Genomic DNA, 21,541 nt, shown 5'->3' with positions numbered 1-21,541 from the left:
GGAGCACCAGTCAGCGGCGCCGAACGAGCAACCGCTCGGGTAATTGCCGAGCCATTACAGAACGCGACATGACAGCCGATAGCGACTGGTGAAACTTCCTAAGAGATCTATCCGGCCCGACCACCCCATGGACATACTCAATCTCGTCTTTCTGCTCACCCTGACCGTTGGCGCCAGCCGCATTCTCGCCAACATCATTCCGCTGCCTCTGCCCATTCTGCAGATCCTGCTGGGCAGCCTGCTGGCCCTGCCGCCGTTCGGCATGGAGATCGAGCTGGACCCCGAGATTTTCATGATGCTGTTCATTCCGCCGCTGCTGTTCTACGACGGCTGGAAGATCCCCAAGAAGGAATTCACCGAGCACGGCGGGCAGATCGCCGCCATGTCGCTGCTGCTGGTGCTGATCACGGTGGCGGCGGTCGGCTACTTCATCCATTGGCTGATCCCGTCGATCCCGCTGGCCGCCAGCTTTGCTCTGGCCGCGATCCTGTCGCCCACCGATGCCCTGTCGGTGATCGCCATCGCCCAGGGCCGGCTGCCGCGTCACATGTCTCATCAGCTGGAAGGCGAGGCGATGATGAACGACGCCACCGGCCTGGTGTCGTTCAAGATCGCCATGGCCGCGGTCATCACCGGCAGCTTCTCGCTGGTGTCGGTATCCGGCGAGTTTTTGGTGGTGGCGCTGGGCGGGCTGCTGATCGGTGGGGCGCTGAGCTGGACGGTGGGCAAGATCAAGCAGTGGATGACCGCGCGTGATCTCTACGACCCGGCGACCTATGTGGTCACCATCCTGCTGCTGCCGTTCGCGGCGTTCTTTCTCGCCGAGCATGCGGGCATGTCGGGGATCCTCTCGGCGGTGGCCGCCGGCATGGTGCAGAGCCGCGTCGACATGCTGCCGGTGAAGACCAGCACGCGCATTCTCAACCGCAGCATCTGGGAGATGCTCGACTTCAGCTTCAACGGCCTGGTGTTCCTGCTGCTCGGGCTACAGTTCCCCGGCATCGTCGAGCGCGTGTGGGAGGCCTCAGCCACCCAGAGCTACGACATGGGTACGCTGGTGGTCTATGCGCTGGTGATCATGGCGCTGCTGCTGATGATCCGCTTCGCCTTCATCTACGCCTACCACTGGAGCGAGACTCGCCTGCTCAAGCGGCGCGCAAAGGGTGGTCAGAGTCAGCCGCTGCTGCTGACCACCGCGCTGAGTTCGGTAGCGGGGGTCCGCGGTGCGATCACCCTGGCGGGCATCCTCTCGGTACCGCTGTTCATCGACGGGACGCCGTTTCCAGGGCGCGACCTGATGATCTTTCTGTCCGCCGCGGTGATCATCCTCTCGCTGCTGATCGGCGCGCTGGGCATTCCCTACTTCCTGCGATACCTGTCGCTCAACGACCTGGACGAGCATGAGCGCGAGTTGCTCAAGGCCCGCCAGAGCGCTTCCCAGGCGGCCGTCAGTTGGCTGGAGGAGTGGTTGAAGGCTCAGTCGAATGAGGATATCGAATCGAAAGGCTCGGTCACGGCCCGGATCATCGATTCCTATCGGCAGGAAATGCAGGCGATGGCCATGGAGCGCGAGGATCGAGCCAACGAAGCGGTGCAGCGCTATGTTCTGGAAACGAATCTGCGCATGCAGGCGATCCAGGTCCAGCGCAAGGAACTCTACCGGTTGCGCAAGCGACGCCATATCGACGAGCAGATGTTGCAGACCCTGATTCGCGAGCTGGATTACGAAGAAGCCGCTCTGCAGTAAGTCAACAAAGCAGTGAGCAAAAAAGCCGATCGCCATGGCGACCGGCTTTGTTCATCCCGGCTGATGAGGGATGAGGATTCAGATTCAGGCGGCGTGCAGCGGCCGTGACGGTCCGAAGTGTTCAAAGTGACGCCGCTCGGCGGGTACGCCGAGTGCTTTCAGCGCCTCGTCGACCGCCGTCATGAATCCCTGCGGACCGACGAAATAACATTCGGGCGAATCGTCGGGCAGGTAGCGCTCCAGCAGCTCACGGTTGACGCGGCCGATATGGTCGGCTCGGTCATCCTGCTCGCCGCGTTCATAGAACGTCACCGAGGTCAGGGAGCCTGGATAGCCTTTCTGGGCCAACCTGTCCAGTTCATCGGCGAAGGCATGATGCTCGCGCTCCTGAGCCGCGTGGAGATAGACGACTTGGCGCCCCTGTTCGAGTGCGCGGCAGGCCATGGGTAACATGGGCGTCTGGCCGACGCCGCCGCTGATCAGCATCACCGGGGCGGTGGTCTCGTCGAGTATCAACTGTCCCGCGGGCTGGAGCAGCTCAAGCTCATCGCCGACATTCAGCTCGTCGTGGAAATATTGGCTGACCCGGCCGCCGGGCTCACGCTTTATCGAGATGCGGTAGCTTTTCCCGTTGGGGAAGCCGGACAGGCTGTAATGGCGATGTACCGTTTCGCCATCAATGGTGAGTTTGACGCCGACGAACTGACCGGGCTGGAAATCAGCTACCGCTCCGCCGTCGACCGGCTCGAGAATGAACGAGCGAATTACCGCGCTCTCCTGACGGGTCTCGGCAATTCGGAATTGCCGCGTGCCCCGCCAACCGCCGGGACGCTCGGCAAATTCCTGATAACTGGCTTCCTCCAGTTCGATCAGCAGCGTCGCCAGTTCCTGGTAAAGAGCACCCCAGGCATCGGCCACCTCGGCCGTGACCGCATCGCCCAGGACCTCGCCGATGGCCGCCATCAGGCACTCCCCGACGATCGGGTATTGGTCGGGTCGTATCCCCAGCGACACGTGCTTGCTGACCACCGTGGCGAGTGTCGTCCTGACCTTTTCGGGTTCCTTACGTAGTTGCACGTAGGCCAGGACGGCGCTGGCGAGCACCCTGGGTTGCCCGCCATCTGCCTGGTGGGCCTGATTGAACAAGGAGGTGACCTCGGGATAGCGCTCGAACATCAGCGGATAGAATCGCTGAGTGATGGCGTCGAGGTGTTCCGCCACGACCGGTGCAGTCGCTTCGATGATTCGTTCCTGTTCGGATGTCAACATACACTCCTCTCAAGCTCACGGACCCCTGGTGACTATCGAATAGCCCAGGGAAATAGCTCGTCGATTAGATGAGGGCAGTCGAAATAGTTACTGCCGTCAAGCAGGGGTTAAGCCTGCGCTGGATGCGAATCGCCCTGCATGGAGCAGGGCGATTCGCCGTTGTGTTGCTGCAAGCGGAGCCGGTTAGCTTTTCACCTGCTCCTGCACGCTGTCGTTGCCTTCTCCGTCCAGCCAGTCGACATGGTGCATCTTGCGCACGATGACGAATTCGTCACGGTTGGAGCCCACGGTCCCGTAGTAGTTGAAGCTATAGGACAACTGGGCGTAGCCACCGATCATGTGGGTCGGCTTCGGGCACACGCGGGTCACGGAGTTGTGGATACCGCCGCGCGTACCTGTCACCTCGGAGCCGGGCACGTTCACGATGCGCTCCTGGGCGTGGTACATCATCGCCATGCCGTTCTTGACCCGCTGGCTGACCACCGCGCGGGCGGCGACCGCACCGTTGGCGTTGTACAGCTCGATCCAGTCGTTGTCCTCCACACCGATGGATCGCGCGTCGTCCTCGGACAGCCAGACGATGGGGCCACCGCGCGACAGCGTCAGCATCAGCAGGTTATCGCTATAGGTGGAGTGGATGCCCCACTTCTGGTGCGGGGTGATCCAGTTCAGCGCGATCTCCGGGTTGCCGTTGCTCTTGCGCTCCGTGAGGCCGGTCATCGCCTTGGTGTTGATCGGCGGACGGTAGACCAGCAGGCTCTCGCCGAAGGCGCGCATCCAGGCGTGATCCTGGTAGAACTGCTGACGGCCGGTCACGGTGCGCCACGGAATCAGCTCGTGGACGTTGGTGTAACCCGCGTTGTACGACACGTGCTCGTCCTCGAGACCCGACCAGGTGGGGCTGGAGATGATCTTGCGCGGCTGCGCGACGATGTCGCGGAAGCGGATCTTCTCCTCGTGCTTGGGCAGCGCCAGGTGGGCGTGCTCGCGGCCGGTGATCTTGGACAGCGCCTCCCAGGCCTTGACCGCCACGTTGCCGTTGGTCTCGGGAGCCAGCGTCAGGATCATCTCGGCGGCGTCGATCGCCGTCTCGATCTTCGGGCGACCGGCGGCCGGGCCCTCGCTCTTGCGCTGGTTGAGCTTGCCGAGCAGTTCGACCTCGGACTGGGTCTGCCAGCTGATGCCCTTGCCGCCGTTGCCCAGGGTATCGAGCAGCGGGCCGACCGAGGTGAAGCGCTCATAGGTCGCCGGGTAGTCACGCTTCACCGCGATCAGGTGCGGCATGGTCTTGCCGGGGATCGGCTCGCACTCGCCTTTCTTCCAGTCCTTGACCTCGGCCTGGGCCAGCTCGGCCGGGGTGTCGTGCTGCATGGGCAGGGTAACGATATCGGTCTCCTGGCCCAGGTGGCCGACGCACACCTTGGAAAAGGCCTTGGCGATGCCCTTGTAGATATCCCAGTCGCTGCGCGCTTCCCAGGCCGGATCGGTGGCCGCGGTCAGCGGGTGGATGAACGGGTGCATGTCCGAGGTATTGAGATCGTCCTTCTCGTACCAGGTCGCCGTCGGCAATACCACGTCGGAGTACAGGCAGGTGGTGGACATGCGGAAGTCCAGCGTCACCAGCAGATCGACCTTGCCTTCCGGGGCGTCCTCGCGCCAGGTGACTTCCTCGGGCAGTGCGCCGCCCATGTCGCCCAGGTCCTTACCCTGCAGGCCGTGCTTGGTACCCAGCAGATACTTGAGCATGTACTCGTGGCCCTTGCCGGAGCTGCCGAGCAGGTTGGAGCGCCACACGAACAGGTTGCGCGGGAAGTTCTGCGGGCTATCCGGATCCTCAGCGGCGAAGCGCAGGTTGCCGCTCTTGAGCTGGGCGACCACGTAGTCGGCCGGGTCGACGCCTGCCACACGGGCGGCCTCGGCGAGCTGCAGCGGGTTGGTGTCGAGCTGCGGCGCGGAGGGCAGCCAGCCCATGCGCTCGGCGCGCACGTTGAGGTCGATCAGGCTACCGGAGAAGTCTTCGCGGCGCGCCATGGGCGAGAGCAGCTCGCTGACTTCGAGTTTCTCGTAGCGCCACTGGCTGGAGTGGTTATAGAAGAACGAGGTGCCGTTCATGTGGCGCGGCGGACGCTGCCAGTCGAGGCCGAAGGCCAGCGGGGTCCAACCGGTCTGAGGGCGCAGCTTCTCCTGGCCCACGTAGTGCGCCCAGCCGCCGCCGCTCTGACCGATACAGCCGCACAGGATCAGCATGTTGATCAGGCCGCGGTAGTTCATGTCCATGTGGTACCAGTGGTTCATACCGGCACCGACGATGATCATCGAACGGCCATGGGTCTTGTCGGCAGTGTCGGCGAATTCGCGGGCCAGGCGAATGGCCTGGGCGGCGGGCACGCCGGTGATCCGTTCCTGCCAGGCCGGCGTATACGGACGCACCTGGTCGTAGGCCGTTGCGCCGTCGTCCTCGCCTTCGGCGCCCAGGCCACGGTCGATGCCATAGTTGGCGACCATCAGGTCGAACACGGTCACCGCCAGCACTTCGCGACCGTCGGCCAGCGTCAGGTGCTTGGCCGGCAGGTTGTGGTAGAGCACGTCGTTACCGGCGACATGATCGAAATGCTCATGCGCGATGCCGCCGAAATAGGGGAAGCCGACCTTGGCGACACTGTCGTGGCTCTCGGCCAGCGACAGCTGCAGGGACACTTCGTTGCCTTCGGCGTCGAGCGGCTCGAGATTCCAGCGGCCTTCGCCGTCTTCCTGTTCACCCCAGCGGAAACCGATGGAGCCGCGCGGCACCACCAGGCGGTTGCTGGTTTCGTCCCAGGCGACGGTCTTCCACTCGGGGTTGTTGTCCTGGCCCAGGTTGGCGTCGAAGTCACTGGCGCGCAGTTGCCTGCCGGGGGCGAAGCTACCGTCCTCGCGGGTTTCCAGCTCGACCAGGAACGGCATGTCGGTGTAGCGACGCACGTAGTCGGTGAAATAGGCGCTGGGCTTGGCGAGGTGGAACTCCTTGAGGATCACGTGACCCATGGCCATGGCCAGTGCCGCGTCGGTGCCCTGCTTGGGGCTCAGCCACTCGTCGCACAGCTTGGCGACCTCGGCGTAGTCCGGGGTGATGGCCACGGTCTTGGTGCCCTTGTAGCGCACCTCGGTGAAGAAGTGGGCATCGGGCGTGCGCGTCTGCGGGACGTTGGAGCCCCAGGCGATGATGTAGTTCGAGTTGTACCAGTCGGCGGATTCCGGCACGTCGGTCTGTTCGCCCCAGGTCATCGGCGAGGCCGGCGGCAGGTCGCAGTACCAGTCGTAGAACGACAGGCACACCCCACCGATCAGCGACAGGTAACGCGCGCCGGCGGCGTAGGAAACCATCGACATCGCCGGAATCGGCGAGAAGCCGATAATGCGATCGGGGCCATACTGCTTGGCGGTGTAGACATTGGACGCCGCGATCAATGTCTCCAGTTCGTCCCACTCGGCGCGTACGAAGCCGCCCATGCCACGGGCTTTCTTGTACTGCGCGGTCTTGTCGGGATCCTCGACGATGGCAGCCCAGGCCAGCACCGGATCGACATACTGGGCCAGCGCCTCGCGCCAAAGCTTGATCAGGCGCTTGCGCACCAGCGGGTACTTGAGGCGGTTGGCGCTGTACAGATACCAGGAATAGCTGGCGCCACGCGGGCAGCCGCGCGGTTCGTGGTTGGGCAGGTCGGGGCGGGTGCGCGGATAGTCGGTCTGCTGGGTTTCCCAGGTGACCAGGCCGTTCTTGACGTAGATCTTCCAACTGCACGAGCCGGTGCAGTTCACCCCATGGGTGGAACGCACGATCTTGTCATGCTGCCAGCGCGCGCGGTAACCGTCTTCCCAGTCGCGGGATTCGCTACGGGTTTCGCCATGGCCGTCGGCAAAGGCCTCGCGGGTCTTGCCCAGATACTGCAGTCGGTCGAGAAAATGGCTCATTGTGTCTTGCCTCGATGGATTCCGGTCATGAGTCGGGGAGTCGTTGGCTCGGTCATGTCGCCGGAGCCAGGGGGCATAGGCGTGTCAGCGGGCTTGCCATGGCGAACCTCCCATGCTTGAACTGAGGTCACCATAAGGAGATCGCGGCGGGAGAATTTTGATTTCAGTCAAGTTGCGCGGTAGCGCCCGAGGCGCCGGGTAGGTCGGCTACCCCTTAAGGGGTAACGGAGTATTTTTGCATAGCTTATTGTTTTAAAGCGTATTTCCGTGCCTTGGTGAGGACGGTAGAGGATTTTTAGCGTGGGGTGGAGCATTCGGGGTAGGTCGACGGCACGCTGTCCCTGGCCGTTGTTTCAGGGCAGACGGCGCCCGGTGAAAGCACTACGAAGCCCGACAAATCCCTAAGCGTTACCTCGCAATAGCGGCCGGACTACCCACTTAGGGATATCGGGGCCGAGGGATGGATTGGGTAACATTGAGTTCGTTGATGTTGCGGAACGCCCCCGCAGGAAGGAGTAACGCCATGACCCGTATTGCCATGCTGAGCGAATCACGCGACAGCTGTCACAATTGCCGCCTGCGCACGCTGTGTCTACCCGACAACCTGCCGAAAGAAGACATCGCCAAGCTGGAAGGGATCGTGCAGCGTCGCAAGCCGGTATCGCGGGGCGCGTATCTTTTCCAGGCGGGGCAACGTTTCCACTCGATCTATGCGGTGCGCACCGGCGCCGTGAAGACCTCGACGCTCATGGCCAATGGTGAGGAGCATATCTCGGGCTTCCATTTGCCGGGCGAAGTCATCGGGCTCGACGCCATCGTCGCCCACGATCATCCTTCGACCGCCGTCGCGCTGGAAACCGCCAGTGTCTGCGAGATCCCCTATGCCGAGTTGGAGAGCCTGGGCGATCGCACACCTGCGCTGCAGCATCAGTTGATGCGCATCATGAGTCGTGAACTGCTCATCGAGCAGGGCACCAACCATCTGTTGACGCGCCGCTCCGCCGAACAGCGTCTGGCGGTGGTGCTAATCAATTTCTCCGAGCGCTTCGCCAGTCGCGGCCTATCAGCGCTGCGCTTTCGCTTGCCGATGTCGCGCCTCGATCTCGGCAACTACCTGGCCCTGGTGCCCGAGACCATGAGCCGCACCTTCCGCCGCCTGGAGGAGCAGGGCCTGGTCAGCATCGCCGGCAAGGAGATCGAGATCATCGATATCTATGCCATGAAGGCGCTGGCGTTCGGTGCAGAAAGTGCGCAGACGGCCCGAGCCTGAATCGCAGCGAGGTGCGTCGAACGGCGGCGTGACTTCGGTCAAGCGGGGCATCCGGGACGCACGCTAGAGTGGGTCAGGACGCTCACCACCTAGGTGACTGTATGACCCGCGATATCGATCTTGCGCTTCTCTACAAGTATGACCAGCCGGCGTCGGATTACGGAACCTTTCCTGCCGTGGTTCGCTTTTCCAAAACGCTTGGCGCGGACAGCTACCGGCTGGCGGCACTGAGCAGCAACGAAGATCCGATCCCCAAGCCATTGACGGCCTATGTGCACATGCCTTCCTGGCCGTGCCGCGACAGCGGGGAAACAGCCCGCTACCTGGATTGTCTCAAGCGTGAAATAGCTCTTCAGGGGGCCTTGTTCGATGCCGACCGTCGCATCGGACGGCTCGTGCTGGTCGGGAATAGGGCTAGCCATCTGGGCGACGATCAGTTGGCCGACGTGCTGGACGAACTGCACCATTATTTCGGGCTGGAGCCCAGGCGGGACGCCTCGCTGTGCTTCGAGCCATCTCGCCTGTCGACGCAACGCCTGGCCGCCCTTGGCTTCAACCGGCTCACCGTCGGCGCCGCGGATCTCGGGGTGGCGTCAGGACTGACCCATCGACCACAGCCGAGCACGAATCAGGACTGGCTGAACGAGTGGACAGCCGCTCGCCGCGCCTGCCTGCGTCCGTTCGCTATCGACCTTACGCTGGAGCTGGCAGGAGCAACGGAGTCCGGTTTCTCGGCGCTGCTTGAAAGCCTGGTACACCTACGTCCGGAGCGCCTTACGTTGCGCCGTGATGGCGAACACGGTGGGTTGGGGCTCTCTTACGCCTCGACTACAGGCCAAGAAGTAAGTGCGCCCGAGCGTAGAGTGACCTTGACTCGCCTCGTTCAAGGCCTGGAGCGACTCGTGCCCGCGGGTTACGTGCACCTCGGCATGGGGCACTTTGCGCTTTCGAGCGATACACTGGCCGCCGCTCAACGCCATGGGTGGCTGCGGCGCTGCTTGCAGGGTTATGACGCGCGGGGCGATAGCGACTGTATCGGGCTGGGAGCCGGAGCAATCAGTCTCGTCGCCGATGGCTATTACCAGAATGCCCGGCAATCAAGAGACTATTGTGCCCGCCTGGAGAGCGGTAAGTTGGCCATTCGCCGAGGCTATGAGCTGAGCGCCGACGACAGGCTGAGGCGGGACGTCATCCGCCATCTAATGGGCAGCGGCGGCGTTATTTACGAGGCCATAGAAAAACGCCACCGGATCGTCTTTGGCAATTATTTTGCCCCCGAGATGCTGGCCCTTCAGGCCATGGCGAACGATGGCCTGGTGAACGTTCGGCGCGACTCGATTGGATTGACGCAAGTGGGGCGGCTGCTGATGAATCGTATCGCCATGATCTTCGATGGCGCTTTCAACCAGCTCCAACCGCGTCGGCTCCAGATGATCCGATAGTTGCAATAGTCTACGCAAGAGCGCTCGAGAAGGTCAAAGATTCCTCTTGTGTAAGGCCTGGAAAATTTCTGGATCCTTTTCGCCCTCCACAGTAAGGTATCCCACGAGGCCTTTCTCGACACGTGCCAGCGCGTGGTCCACCAGCATATACCTGCCAGGGTAGTCGACCTTGAATTCGACCATGGTGGCGCCGCCCGGGGCGACGGTGGTGGTCTGCACATCGGTCAATGGCGGGCTGGTCAGTGAAGCCTGGTTATAGACCCTATCGAAAATCTCGCCAATGACATGGAAGCTCGAGGTCGCATTGGGGCCGCCGACGCCGAAGTAGATGCGGACGGTGTCGCCGACGTTGACTTGCATCTTGTGGATCTTCGTCAAGGCGTCCACCGAGCCATTGAATACGAAATAGTCGGGGTTTTCGGCAAGAAGCTTGTCGACCGATTGTGCCTGAAGACCTTTGCTGTCCCGTTGGTGCTGAGTATAGAGTTCACCCTGCATGACGTAGAATTCCTTGTCTACCGATGGCAAACCACCCTCGGGCTCGACGAGAATCATGCCGTACATGCCATTGGAAATATGCTGAGCGACCATCGGCGTGGCGCAGTGATAGACATACAGCCCCGGCTTGAGGGCCTTGAAGGTGAAGCTCTTGGATTGGCCCGGGGCGACTTGCGTGACTGTACCGCCACCGCCGGGACCCGTGGCGGCATGCAGATCGATCGAGTGAACATTGTCGCTGCTGTCGGCGTTTTTCAGCTTGACGGTTACCTTATCGCCGACCCGAACGCGCAGCAGGGGGCCGGGCACCTTGCCGTTGAAGGTCCAGTACTTATAGCTTGAACCGTCGGCAAGCCGGCCGACGACCTCGCTGGTTTCCAGATTCAGGGTGACATGCCGTGGCAAGCGAGTGCCGACAGGTTGTCCCACAGCAGCGGGATTCTGCGAGATGCTAGCTGCGTCGTTGCGGTCTTTTTCCCGGGCTTCACCAACGATAAAGCGACCGACCATACCGGCGGCCTTGTGCCCAGGAAGCGAGCAGTAGTATTCGAAAGTCCCGTTCTTTCCGGCCTTGAAAATGACCGTGGTTGCCGCGCCCTTGGCGTTGACATTTTCCGATTCGGCATCAAATTCGGGTAACACGATGTCGTGGACCGCCCCATCTCCATTGATAAGATTGATTTGCACGATGGCGCCTTCCGGAGCGCTCAAGTCAGGATTGATCCGTCCCTTGATGGCCCCGGTGTCACCGATGAATACTAATTGGTCGGCAGTGATTGAAGTGCGCAATGTGTAGCTTACGTCAGGCTTGACATCGCCGGGAATCGCCTTGTCTAATTGAGCCGAAACGCCTGTCTGGCAGGCTAGGACAATAACGAAAAAAACAAGGGTGGCGATCAAACGACGGTGAACGTTATACGACAAGATTGTTATCCTCGATGGGGTGGGAATCGTGTGCCCAAGGTAGCATTTCAGGGTGCGGCTTTGGTTGATTCGTATCAAGACCGACCCTCAAAGATCGTGGCCAACGTCGCATAGCCGGCCAGCGCAATATCGACCGATCATCGACTCTGCATTAACCAGGAAAGCGGGTGGTGATTCATGGCCGCACCGGCGATATACACGAAGATGGCGATCGCGCGCAGTGACGATATGGCGCGGATCGTGGGCGTCCTGCCGCGCTTGGCGGCCAGCGTGCCGATGACGCTGTAGGCGACCAGGCCGACCAGTTTGGCTGCCAGCCAGGGGTGCTGCATGGGCCAGGCGCGCAGCATGACCATCAAGGTGACCCCCGCTGCCAGTAACACCGTATCGACCAGATGCGGCCCTACCTTCACCCAGCGCCGTTGCAGGCGGGGCGACTCGTGAACCGACCACCAGACACGCAGGCTGAACATTGCCAGGCTCAGGCCGGCGACCGGTCAATGTTGCGTTCGATCGTGTTTAGGGCGACTCGTCGATGGCCGGCGAAACGGCTGCCGCCTCGCCGACAGGGCCCTGGTTGGCGGTGGCCCGCTCGAACAGCACGTTGTTCTCCAGGTGGACGTGCTGCATCAGGTCCTCGCGAAATTCGTAGAGCCCCGCATACAGCGCGCGCCAGGTGGTGCAGGCGCCCTTGGGTATATGAATGTCGTGGGAGAGCGCCATCAATCGGGCCAGCGCTTCGCCGTGCTCGTCATGCTCGAAACGCATCACGGCGATCGGTCCGTGCGCGTTGTGGGCAAGGCCGCGCTTGAGCATCGGGAACAGGATCATTTCCTCCTTCTGCATGTGGCTTTCCAGTTCCTGATGCATGCTTTCGAGGTGGTCGGCCAGGCCGGCGGGGCAAGTGCCGCGCTCGCCGTGGACATGCTCGACGCGCCGTGCCAGGCGGATGAGCTCGGGCAGTTGCTGGCGATGCACGGCGTGATAGCGGGTCAGGATATGTTCGATCAGTTCGCTGTCGCTGGCGGTCTGCCAGTCGCGCTCGCCGGACTGGCTGGCCGGCAGCGCTTCCAGCGCGGCGACGAGCCGGGCCAGGTCGACATCGCGACCGGCCAGCGCATCGCGCAACGTGACGCGCCCGCCACAGCAGAAATCGATACCGTAATCGTGAAATACCCGGGTGGCGCCGGACAGTTGGCGGGCCAGCTGGCCGAGAGGTTGGTCGAGAAGGGTCATGGTGCTGTCCTTTTTATCAAGCGTGTGCCCTTCTAATGCAGCTTGTATGCCAACCCTTAAGTCATTGATTGGCAGAGGTTTCGATTGACTCCGGTCAATTCTACCCGGAGCTGTAAGGGTAATAATGACCTCGCTTCGGTGGTTTTTACCCGCCGACGCTTTGCCCATTAACCGCCAGGAGCCTTGCCATGCTCGAAGATGTCGTGCTTGCCGATCTCACTGCCGAACTGCCCAGCGCGGTGCGTCTGCAACGTCTAGTCAGGACCCTGCGTGAATACTTTCATTGCGGCGCCGTGGGGTTGCTGCGCCTCGATGACGGTGCGCTGTGTCCGGTTGCGGTCGACGGGCTGGCCCGCGAGGCGCTGGGACGACGCTTCGTGGTGGCCCAGCACCCGCGGCTGGCAGCGATTCTCGCTCGCCGCGAGACGGTGGCCTTCCCGCCTGATTCGAGCCTGCCCGACCCCTATGACGGACTGGTCGACAATCAGGTCGGCGCACCGCTGGCGGTACACGATTGCATGGGCATCAGCCTGCATGTCGAGGGTAGCCTGTGGGGAGTGCTGACCCTGGATGCACTCACCCCAGGCACTTTCGATGAGCGCGCCCAGGACGACCTGCAGCGCTTCACCCTGCTGGTCGAGGCGGCGGTGCGCGTGACCCGCCTGGAGCAGGACATGCGCCGCCTGCGGCTGTCGCGCAGTGCTGACGCAGGGGATCTCGTCGAACGCCAGGAGGGCGAGATCATCGGCCAGAGCTCGCTCATCCGTCAGTTGCTGGACGAGCTCGAGGTGGTCGCCGATTCCGAACTGCCAGTGTTGCTGACCGGCGAGACCGGCGTCGGCAAGGAGCTGTTCGCGCGTCATCTGCATCAGCGCTCGCGGCGCCGCCGGCGCCCGATGATCCAGGTCAATTGCGCGGCGCTGCCCGAATCGCTGGCGGAGAGCGAACTATTCGGCCATGTGAAGGGGGCCTTCTCGGGGGCCGGAAGCGCCCGTGCCGGGCGCTTCGAAGCGGCCGACGGCGGTACGCTGTTTCTGGACGAGGTCGGCGAACTGCCGTTGGCCATCCAGGCCAAGCTGCTACGTACCCTGCAGAACGGTGAAATCCAGCGCCTGGGTGAGGACACGCCGCGTCACGTCGATGTGCGGGTGATCGCCGCCACCAACCGCAACCTGCACGACAGCGTGCGCGCCGGGCACTTTCGCGCCGATCTTTACCATCGACTCTCGGTCTACCCGGCGCCGATCCCGCCGCTACGCCAACGACGCAGCGACGTGCTGGTGCTGGCCGGGCATTTCCTCGAGCTCAACCGCGCCCGCCTGGGCGTACGCAGCCTGCGCCTGTCGCCCGTCGCCGAGAACGTACTGTGCGGCTACGACTGGCCGGGCAACGTGCGCGAACTCGAACATGTCATCAGCCGGGCGGCGATCAAGGCGCTCAGCCAGGGCGCGCGGCGCGAAGACATCGTCACGCTCGAGCCCGAGCTGCTCGATCTGCCGCTGGCCGCCGCGCAGCCGATTGCGTCCGCGGAGCCGTTCCAGGATGCACCGGTCGAGGCGCTGCACTACAGCGTGGCGCGTACCCAGCGTCAGGTCATTCACCGGGCACTCGAACGCGCCGGCGGCAACTGGTCGGCGGCGGCGCGCCTGCTCGAGGTCGACTCGAGCAACCTACACAAGCTGGCGCGCCGGCTGGGCATCAAGTAGGGGACGCTCGGCAAAGCAGGGCATGAAGCAGGCGGTGGCCGACCTGCGCAAGGTGGCCCGGGACAAGGGGCTGGTGCGCTGTGGCATGAACCGCTGGGGCAAACCGATGTTCCACGATTCCGAGGTGGCGGCGATCGCCTGGTCGATCCAGCAGATCCTCTGTCGGCGCGGTTTCCTCGATATCGACGGTCTCCAGGTGCCGGTCGACGAACTGGTGCGTCGTTACGCCCATCGCATGACCCACGGTCACCCCTGGCAGCCGCCGGCCCACGAGGCGGACGTAGCCAAGGGGACGGCACCACCTGCACAGATAGGGGACGCCGCCGCTGCGGCCGGCCATTGTCCCGAGTGTCGCAGCGAACCGGTGATGATGGACGGCTGCTCGACCTGTACCGGTTGCGGCTGGTCCAAATGCGGCTGAGCGGCCGCGGCCGAGCGAGAGTCGATGGCGGGGCATGCGCTGCATGCCCTTGCCCTGATTCAAGTCAAGGCTCCTTGGGGCGCGCTCTGGTCAGATGAGGTCTTTACCCGCCTGGCTGTTGCCCGCCGCCATCGACGAGATCCTGCGCATCGATGCGCCGCTGATGTCCAACCGGCGCGTCACCACCTGCCCGGTGGAGATCGGTGGGCGGCGCATCGAGGCAGGGCAGCGTTTAATCCTGCTATGGGGCTCGGCCAACCGTGACGAGGCGGTATTCGGCGATCCGGAGGAATTCCGCCTCGATCGCGACCCGAGCCTCAACCTGCTCTACGGTGCCGGTATCCATGTCTGCCCGGGGCGCCACTGGCGCGCATGGAACTGCAACTGTTCATGCAGGCGCTGCTAGATCGCACCCGCACGTTTTCCGACGTGACGGACAAGCCGGCCATCCGGGCTCGCTTCCCGGCCGGTGGATATACGAAGGCCTGGGTGCTGATAGGGCGCTGAGCGGTCAGTCTTTCTGGAGCTGGTTTTTACAGACAGTAAGTCAGCCCGTGACGGCCCGGCGCAGATCGGTCAGGAGTAGCCGCGTGGTGCGCTGATACAGGCGCTATCTCCTGGCTCCGTGCTTCACCCCTAACTGTGAGGGATGTCATGTTCACTGTTCGCCTTTACCGCTATAACCCCGAGACCGACACGGCCCCCTACATGGAGGACTTCGAAGTCGGGGACGAGCTACGCAACAGGATGGTGCTCGAGGTCCTGGAGAGACTGAAGACCGCTCATCCCGACCTGGTCTATCGCCGCTCCTGTCGCGAAGGCGTGTGCGGCTCCGACGGGATGAACATCAACGGAAAGAATGGGCTGGCCTGCATCACATCGGTGGCCGAAGCGCTGGGCAAGGGGAATACCCTGATCCTCAGGCCGCTGCCCGGCATGCCGGTCATCCGCGACCTGGTCGTCGACCAGACCCTGTTCTTCAAGCAGTTCGAGAAGATTCGGCCCTATCTCATCAACGACAGTATGCCAGGGACAATGGAGCGCCTGCAGAGCCCCGAGGATCGCGACCGGCTCGACGGCCTGTATGAATGCATACTGTGCGCCTGCTGTTCTTCGCAGTGCCCTTCCTGGTGGTGGAATCCGGAGAAGTTCATCGGACCGGCGGGGCTCATACAGGCCTATCGCTTCCTGAACGACAGCCGCGATACGGCGACCAGCGAGCGTCTGGCCGAACTGGAAGATCCTTTCAGCGTCTTCCGCTGTCGCCAGATCGGCAACTGCAGATGGGTCTGTCCCAAGGGATTGAACCCGATGAAGGCCATCGGTCGTATCCGGGAAATGCTGCTGAAGGAGAGCGTCTGAAGCGCGCTTTCGAGATGTCTTGCCTAACCACTTGCGGGCAGGGTTCATTTTACCCGACCAGGTGCTATTCACCCGATCATAGTCGGGTTACTTTTACCCTTATTGAAATAATCCTACTGTATTTCAATGCTTTGATGGTTGGCATGAGTAATGCACTACATGATGCGTAGCAACCTAAAGCCACGCTCCGATCGGCACTGCATGTTCGAAGCCTGAACCACGAAGACCTTATTGCCTGGTGCCGCCAATGCCGACCAATTCAACTGAGAGTGCTGACATGAGCCATACGCTCAATCGCCGTGCAAACCATGTACCCGTGTTGCTCGCCTTTGCGTTTCGGCCGTTCTTCCTGCTCACCGCATTCTATGCGGCCGCCCTGGTAGCGGCCTGGGTCGCCTTCCTGTTCGGTGGGCTGCCCCTGCCACTGGGCGTGAATCCATCCCAGTGGCATGCGCACGAGTTGCTCTTCGGCATGGTGCCGGCGGCCATCGCGGGGTTCTTGCTCACCGCGATGTGCAATTGGACAGGCGCATCGCCGCTGCACGGCGGCGGCCTGCTGGCACTGGTCCTGCTGTGGCTGGCCGGGCGGGTAGTGATGTGGTTGTCGGGTTGGTTGCCGCTGTGGCTGGTCGCGGCAGTCGATCTGGTCTTTCTGCCGGTAATGGCGGCCTATGTCGCGCGAGTGCTGCTGCGCCACGGCAACTACCGCAATCTGGTGCTGGTTGTATTGCTTGCCTTGCTCACCGGAGCCAACCTGCTGATGCATCTGGGCTTCAGCGGACTCTGGCCCAGCGGAGGGCGGCTGGGTGAAGTCCTGGCGCTGGATCTGATTGCCGTGATCATGGTCGTGATCGGCGGCCGGATCACGCCGGCATTCACAGCCAACTGGCTGCGCATGCAGGGCAGGGACCCCGCTCAGGTCAGACGCTCGGAGGCGCTGGATCGCGCAGCCTTCTGGGGCACGCTGGTGATGATGCCGGCCGACCTGACGATGACCCTTCCGGTACTGGCTAGCGCCATGGCCCTGTTCGCTGCGCTCATCAACGCATGGCGCCTCTATTCCTGGCGAGGCTGGAAGGCCTCGCAAGAGCCGCTGGTGTGGATACTGCACCTTGCCCTGAGCTGGGTTGTCGTTGCGCTGGTGCTCAAGGCGATGACGCCTTGGCTGGAACTGCCGCCCGGGGTCTGGATGCATGCGATGGGCGCCGGAGCGGGAGGTACTTTGATCCTTGGCGTGATGACCCGCGTGGCGATGGGCCACACCGGACGGCCGATGCAGCTGCCGCGTCTGGCGATATGGATCTACGTCGCCATTATTGCTGCCGGGCTGGCGCGCGTGGTCGCGGCGTTCATACCGCAACTGACCTATTCCGCATTGATTGGCTCGGCGCTGGCCTGGGTCGTCGCCTTCATGCTTTTCGTGCTTGTCTACTGGCCAATCCTGAGCCGGCCGCGCGCCGACGGGCGTCCCGGCTGAATGAACGCACCGGGGCTGGCGAGAAACCATGGCTGTCAGCGAGGTAGCTTTATGAAAAAGAGCAGAATCATTCCAGCTATCCCAACTGTCGAGCCTATACGTTGGCCGGATGAAGATGAATGCCCGCTGGTAGGCGGAGCAGGTGACGCATGTGGTGAAGAGCCGTGTGTCTGCCTACTCTCGGAAGCCGGGATATTGGGTGCACTGGCCAGGGATTTCTACGCTGTGTTTCGCGCCTGACCGACTCGGTGAGGATAATCGCTGTGCCGGGGATTGATGCTTTCAGATCCAGAACCAGCCGTGGCTACCGGCGACGGCCCCGGCCACCGTGACCAAGCTGATGGCGAGCAGGAACCAATGTAGCCCTTGAAGGAGTCGAAACGTGGATTGTGGGGCGCGCTTGCTGCGCTCGTCGAACCAGTGGTGCAGAAACAACGGTTCGAGCACGAACAGCATAAGGGTGAAAATCAGCCATACCGCAATCATCGCGTGGATCCACCAGAACTCGACCAGCATCAGGCGTTGCCAGCCGAGTACATGCAGCATGTAGAAGCCGCTGAGCCCTGCCAGTAGCGTGGTGATTCGTGATTGCCAGGCGAAGCGTGTCTCGACCTTCTCGAAGAATTCCACGCGTTCGGCCTCGTTCTTGAAACGTCTGACCGCCGGTAGCAGCACGGTGGTCACCATGGCTACGCCGCCGATCCACAGCACGATGGCCAGCACATGTACGACCCGGGCCAGAAAGAAGTGCTCCATGGTGTCATACCGTCCGCGAGAAGAGGCCACGCTGGCCATCGCCCAGGTAGGCGTCGAAGGCCATGGTAACGCTGCGCAGCATCAACTGACCCTGAGGCAGCAGCATTACAGTGCCATTCTCAATTGTCACCAGGCCATCGGCTACATGACCGGCAAGCTTATCCAGCGACTCGGCGAAATAGTGGGTGAAGTCGATGTCGTAGTGGCGCTCGAAATACGCCATGTCGATGTGACCATGGCACATCAGGGCCATGATCACGTCACGGCGCAGGCGATCGTCATCGTGGAGCCGGTAGCCGCGCTTGACCGCCAGGCAGCCGGCATCGAGGCGGGCATAATACTGGGAAAGCTCCTTGGCGTTCTGGCTGTAACTATCGGCCACCTTGCCGATGGCCGATACGCCGAGACCGATCAGATCGCAGTCGGCATGCGTGGAGTAGCCCTGGAAGTTGCGTTGCAGCGTGCCGTTCTCTCGAGCCAGCGCCAGTTCATCGTCAGGCAGCGCGAAGTGATCCATGCCGATGTACACGTAGCCCGCCGCGGACAGGCGTTGGATGGTCAGTTCGAGCAGTTCTAGCTTGCGCTCGGGTGGCGGCATATGTTCGGGGCGGATTAGGCGCTGGGACTTGAACATGCTGGGCAGGTGCGCGTAGCTGTAAGCGGCGATGCGATCCGGGCGAATATTGATGACCTTATTCAGCGTAGCGTCGAAGCTCTCCACGGTCTGCAGCGGCAGGCCATAGATCAGGTCGACGTTGACCGAGTCGAATTCGGCCTCGCGGGCTGCCTTGACTAGGCCACGTACCTGGAATTCGCTCTGGATGCGATTGACCGAGGCCTGCACGTGCGGGTCGAAATCCTGCACCCCGAAACTCAGCCGATTGAAGCCTATCCGACGCAACTCATCAATGCGGTCGGGCGTTACCGTTCGCGGATCGACTTCCACGGAAAACTCATGCGCGCCGCGGGTATCGAAGCGAAACGCTTGGCGCAAGGTACCCACCAGTTCGGCAAGCTGCTCGTTGGTGAAGTAGGTCGGCGTGCCGCCACCCAGATGCAGCTGGGTCAGCCGTCGGCCGGCATCGAACAGCGCTGCCTGCATCGCGATCTCGCGCTTGAGATAGTCGAGATACTCTGCGGCCTTCTCGGTCTTCTGGGTGATGATCTTATTGCAGGCGCAGTAGTAGCAGAGACTCTTGCAGAACGGAATATGCACGTACACCGACAAGGGCTTGGGCAGCGAATCGGTATTGCTGATCTGCGTGGCCTGTCGATAGTCATCCAGGGCAAAGGCTTCGTGGAACTGCGGCGCAGTCGGGTAGGAGGTGTAACGAGGCCCCGGGAAGTCGTATTTGCTGACCAAGGCACGATCGAAGGCCTGCGTTTGGCTCATGAGTCTGCCGTCCGAAAGGAATTATGCGCGCACTATACGAGGTCCTATCGTCACCGAAGTTGCTTTCGATCATTTTCAATTCGATCGGCGGGCATCTCTTATCAAGGTCCCTAAACAGCACAAACAAGCAACAAAAAAACGCCACCGGATAATCCGTAGTGGCGTTTTCGATAATGCTGGTCGGAGCGACAGGATTCGAACCTGCGACCTCTGCAACCCCATTGCAGCGCGCTACCAAGCTGCGCCACGCTCCGACTGTCGTCTTGCTGTGGGTAGGGAGCCAGCATTTGCCGAGTGCCCTGCCCAAGGACGAGGCATATAGTAGCGATTTTTCCATCAAATGCAAGCAGGAATTGCGCTTTCCTTTCAATCGCTTGTCTTCGACGGAGCGCACTGCGGCAGTTGGCGTGTGCCGTCCGTTGTATAATTTAGACACACGCGAAGCTCGGGGGAGAGAAGATGCCATTGATTGTAGGAATGAGCGTTCTGCTGGGCTGCCAATTCATCGGTGAATTGCTTGTACGAGCGCTGGCGGCGCCGGTTCCCGGACCGGTGCTGGGAATGGTCGTGCTCCTGGTCGGCTTGATGATCAACGGGCGAGTACCCAGCGCACTGCGCATGGCTGGCGAAGGCTTGCTGCGCTATTTGACGTTGCTGTTCGTGCCGGCCGGAGTGGGGCTCATGACGCACTTCGGCCTGATTCGCGAAGAACTCGGCGTACTGGCCGTGACCCTGGTGGCTTCCACGGCCCTGACACTGGCAGTCACCGCCAAGCTGCTCGACTGGCTGGCGCACCGCCATCTGCGCGGAAGAAGGGAGTCGTAACGATGGCGGACTTCGAGCGCTTATGGGTCTATCTATCCGGCAACCCGCTGGTATCGCTGTTGGCTACGCTGGTGGCGTTCTATCTCGCCACGCACATCAACCGCTGGGCGCGCCACTCGCCGCTCGTGCACCCGGTGCTGGTCGCCATCGCTTTGCTGATCGTGTTCCTGATGCTGACGGGCATCGACTATGCCAGTTATTTCGAGGGCGCCCAGTTCATCCATTTCCTGTTGGGCCCGGCGACGGTGGCGTTAGCGATACCGCTTTTCGACCATCGCGAGCGGGTGCGACGGTTATTGTTGCCGATTCTGCTCGCCTGCGTGGCGGGTATCTTTACCGCTGTCGGGTCGACGCTGGGCATTGCCATGCTGCTGGGCGCGCAGCGCGAGACGTTGTTGTCGCTGGCGCCGCGTTCGGTGACATCGCCGATCGCCATGGGGATCGCCGAGCAGGTGGGAGGCATACCCTCGTTGGCGGCGGGATTGGTGCTGCTGACGGGCTCGATCGGCTGTGTGCTGGGGCCATGGTTATTCCGCTGGCTGAAGATCGAGGACCCCAGCGTACGAGGCTTTACCATGGGGCTGGCGGCCCATGGCTTCGGCACGGCCCAGAGTTTTACGTCTTTCGGTGCCATGGCCGGCGCCTTTGCCGGGCTGGCGATGGGACTGACGGGGATGCTAACCGCCTTTCTGCTGCCGCTAATCGTCAAACTATTCGGGCTTTGAAGGCCACCTACTCAGATTTCGTCCCAGATCTGTTCGCGAAAGTCATGCGATAGTTCGCTGACGCGGCGGAGTCGGGCGTATGCGGCCTCGCTGATCTCGTTCACCGTGCGGTGATAGCAGTGCATCAATTGCTCTGGGCTCTGATCGTTTACCCCAGGAAAACCGCAGCGACTCAGGCGCTCACTAGCCTGTACCGTGAGCTTGATGAACTCGGCTTCTTGATGGGCGAAGTCTGCGCTTGCATCGAGCCAGGCTAGTTGGAGGCGCAGAAGGCGAGACTGGGTGTCCAACCATTGCTGCAGCCACCAATAAGGCCGTGGCATGGTCAGGGGCGAGGGCACTGACGGGTCATCGTCGCTGAATAGAACGGCCACGCTGGAAAGAGGGGACACACTCATGGCAGGCCTCCTTGAGCACAAGCACTCCTGAGTATAGTTTCGAGCTCAAGCCTGACCCGGCAAATTGGCGGTAAAAATTGTGATGTTTTGTCTCCGGCAATCCACAGTCGAAAGTGAGCCGGAGGAGGGGCTGTGCGGAGC

Annotated in this window: 17 protein-coding genes, 1 tRNA gene and 1 pseudogene; 10 read left to right on the top strand and 9 right to left on the bottom strand. The window is 62.1% G+C overall.

What is annotated here, in order from left to right; genetic code table 11:
• Positions 1 to 127: 127 nt before the first annotated feature.
• The gene (locus tag R6258_RS01740) at positions 128 to 1,747 is read left to right on the top strand and encodes a Na+/H+ antiporter (RefSeq protein ID WP_318446618.1); all 1,620 of its coding nucleotides are present in this window, start codon (positions 128 to 130) and stop codon (positions 1,745 to 1,747) included.
• A gap of 84 nt (positions 1,748 to 1,831) precedes the next feature.
• On the opposite strand, the gene hmpA is transcribed toward R6258_RS01740, so the two are convergent.
• On the bottom strand, positions 1,832 to 3,016 hold the full coding sequence (gene hmpA / locus R6258_RS01735) for an NO-inducible flavohemoprotein (RefSeq protein ID WP_318446617.1): 1,185 nt from the start codon (positions 3,014 to 3,016) through the stop codon (positions 1,832 to 1,834).
• A gap of 183 nt (positions 3,017 to 3,199) precedes the next feature.
• Positions 3,200 to 6,967, bottom strand: coding sequence for a nitrate reductase subunit alpha (locus tag R6258_RS01730; RefSeq protein WP_318446615.1), 3,768 nt, complete (start codon positions 6,965 to 6,967; stop codon positions 3,200 to 3,202).
• A 523-nt stretch (positions 6,968 to 7,490) separates the two neighbouring features.
• Here R6258_RS01730 and fnr point away from each other — a divergent pair.
• Positions 7,491 to 8,237, top strand: a complete 747-nt coding sequence (fnr, locus tag R6258_RS01725; protein ID WP_318446613.1) for a fumarate/nitrate reduction transcriptional regulator Fnr — start codon at positions 7,491 to 7,493, stop codon at positions 8,235 to 8,237.
• 101 nt (positions 8,238 to 8,338) lie between these two features.
• Positions 8,339 to 9,679 carry a hypothetical protein gene (locus R6258_RS01720; protein ID WP_318446611.1) on the top strand — a complete coding sequence of 447 codons (1,341 nt, stop codon included), beginning with the start codon at positions 8,339 to 8,341 and terminating at the stop codon, positions 9,677 to 9,679.
• Between the two features lie 33 nt (positions 9,680 to 9,712).
• Here the strand turns inward: R6258_RS01720 and nirK are convergent, their stop codons facing one another.
• The 3 genes from nirK to ytfE form a co-directional block, all read right to left on the bottom strand.
• Complete coding sequence (gene nirK / locus R6258_RS01715) at positions 9,713 to 11,101, bottom strand: copper-containing nitrite reductase (RefSeq protein ID WP_318446609.1); 1,389 nt, start codon at positions 11,099 to 11,101, stop codon at positions 9,713 to 9,715.
• A gap of 137 nt (positions 11,102 to 11,238) precedes the next feature.
• Entirely contained in the window at positions 11,239 to 11,586 is a 348-nt protein-coding gene (locus R6258_RS01710; RefSeq protein ID WP_318446900.1) for a SirB2 family protein, read from the bottom strand.
• Between the two features lie 34 nt (positions 11,587 to 11,620).
• Positions 11,621 to 12,337, bottom strand: a complete 717-nt coding sequence (gene ytfE / locus R6258_RS01705; protein WP_318446607.1) for an iron-sulfur cluster repair protein YtfE — start codon at positions 12,335 to 12,337, stop codon at positions 11,621 to 11,623.
• Positions 12,338 to 12,525: 188 nt separating this feature from the next.
• Here ytfE and norR point away from each other — a divergent pair, with 188 nt between their 5' ends.
• From norR to R6258_RS01680, 5 genes and pseudogenes are all read left to right on the top strand, one after another.
• Positions 12,526 to 14,043: a nitric oxide reductase transcriptional regulator NorR gene (gene norR, locus R6258_RS01700; RefSeq protein ID WP_318446605.1), complete on the top strand. Its 1,518-nt coding sequence runs from the start codon at positions 12,526 to 12,528 to the stop codon at positions 14,041 to 14,043.
• A 22-nt stretch (positions 14,044 to 14,065) separates the two neighbouring features.
• Positions 14,066 to 14,464, top strand: a pseudogene (locus tag R6258_RS01695) (ribonucleoside-diphosphate reductase); the annotation flags it as partial.
• Positions 14,465 to 14,558: 94 nt separating this feature from the next.
• Positions 14,559 to 14,870, top strand: coding sequence for a cytochrome P450 (locus R6258_RS01690; protein ID WP_318446603.1), 312 nt, complete (start codon positions 14,559 to 14,561; stop codon positions 14,868 to 14,870).
• A 248-nt stretch (positions 14,871 to 15,118) separates the two neighbouring features.
• Complete coding sequence (locus R6258_RS01685; RefSeq protein ID WP_318446601.1) at positions 15,119 to 15,826, top strand: succinate dehydrogenase iron-sulfur subunit; 708 nt, start codon at positions 15,119 to 15,121, stop codon at positions 15,824 to 15,826.
• A 277-nt stretch (positions 15,827 to 16,103) separates the two neighbouring features.
• Complete coding sequence (locus R6258_RS01680; RefSeq protein ID WP_318446599.1) at positions 16,104 to 17,303, top strand: NnrS family protein; 1,200 nt, start codon at positions 16,104 to 16,106, stop codon at positions 17,301 to 17,303.
• A gap of 282 nt (positions 17,304 to 17,585) precedes the next feature.
• On the opposite strand, the gene R6258_RS01675 is transcribed toward R6258_RS01680, so the two are convergent.
• The 3 genes from R6258_RS01675 to R6258_RS01665 all read right to left on the bottom strand — a co-directional run bounded on the left by R6258_RS01675 (position 17,586) and on the right by R6258_RS01665 (position 19,706).
• Positions 17,586 to 18,059, bottom strand: a complete 474-nt coding sequence (locus tag R6258_RS01675) for a hypothetical protein (RefSeq protein WP_318446597.1) — start codon at positions 18,057 to 18,059, stop codon at positions 17,586 to 17,588.
• 4 nt (positions 18,060 to 18,063) lie between these two features.
• Positions 18,064 to 19,452, bottom strand: coding sequence for an oxygen-independent coproporphyrinogen III oxidase (hemN, locus tag R6258_RS01670; protein WP_318446595.1), 1,389 nt, complete (start codon positions 19,450 to 19,452; stop codon positions 18,064 to 18,066).
• Between the two features lie 177 nt (positions 19,453 to 19,629).
• A tRNA-Pro gene (locus tag R6258_RS01665) sits at positions 19,630 to 19,706 on the bottom strand.
• Between the two features lie 205 nt (positions 19,707 to 19,911).
• Between R6258_RS01665 and R6258_RS01660 the strand changes: the two genes are divergently transcribed.
• Positions 19,912 to 20,277, top strand: coding sequence for a CidA/LrgA family protein (locus tag R6258_RS01660; protein WP_318446593.1), 366 nt, complete (start codon positions 19,912 to 19,914; stop codon positions 20,275 to 20,277).
• A 2-nt stretch (positions 20,278 to 20,279) separates the two neighbouring features.
• Positions 20,280 to 21,002 (top strand): LrgB family protein, encoded by a 723-nt coding sequence (locus R6258_RS01655; protein WP_318446592.1) that lies wholly within the window; start codon positions 20,280 to 20,282, stop codon positions 21,000 to 21,002.
• 11 nt (positions 21,003 to 21,013) lie between these two features.
• Here R6258_RS01655 and R6258_RS01650 read toward each other — a convergent pair whose 3' ends face one another.
• Positions 21,014 to 21,400, bottom strand: a complete 387-nt coding sequence (locus tag R6258_RS01650) for a hypothetical protein (protein WP_318446590.1) — start codon at positions 21,398 to 21,400, stop codon at positions 21,014 to 21,016.
• Between the last annotated feature and the right edge of the window lie 141 nt (positions 21,401 to 21,541).

This window comes from Halomonas sp. HP20-15 (assembly GCF_033446685.1).
In the GTDB taxonomy this organism is placed as follows: Bacteria; Pseudomonadota; Gammaproteobacteria; order Pseudomonadales; family Halomonadaceae; genus Modicisalibacter.
This window is presented reverse-complemented; position numbering and strand designations above follow the sequence as displayed.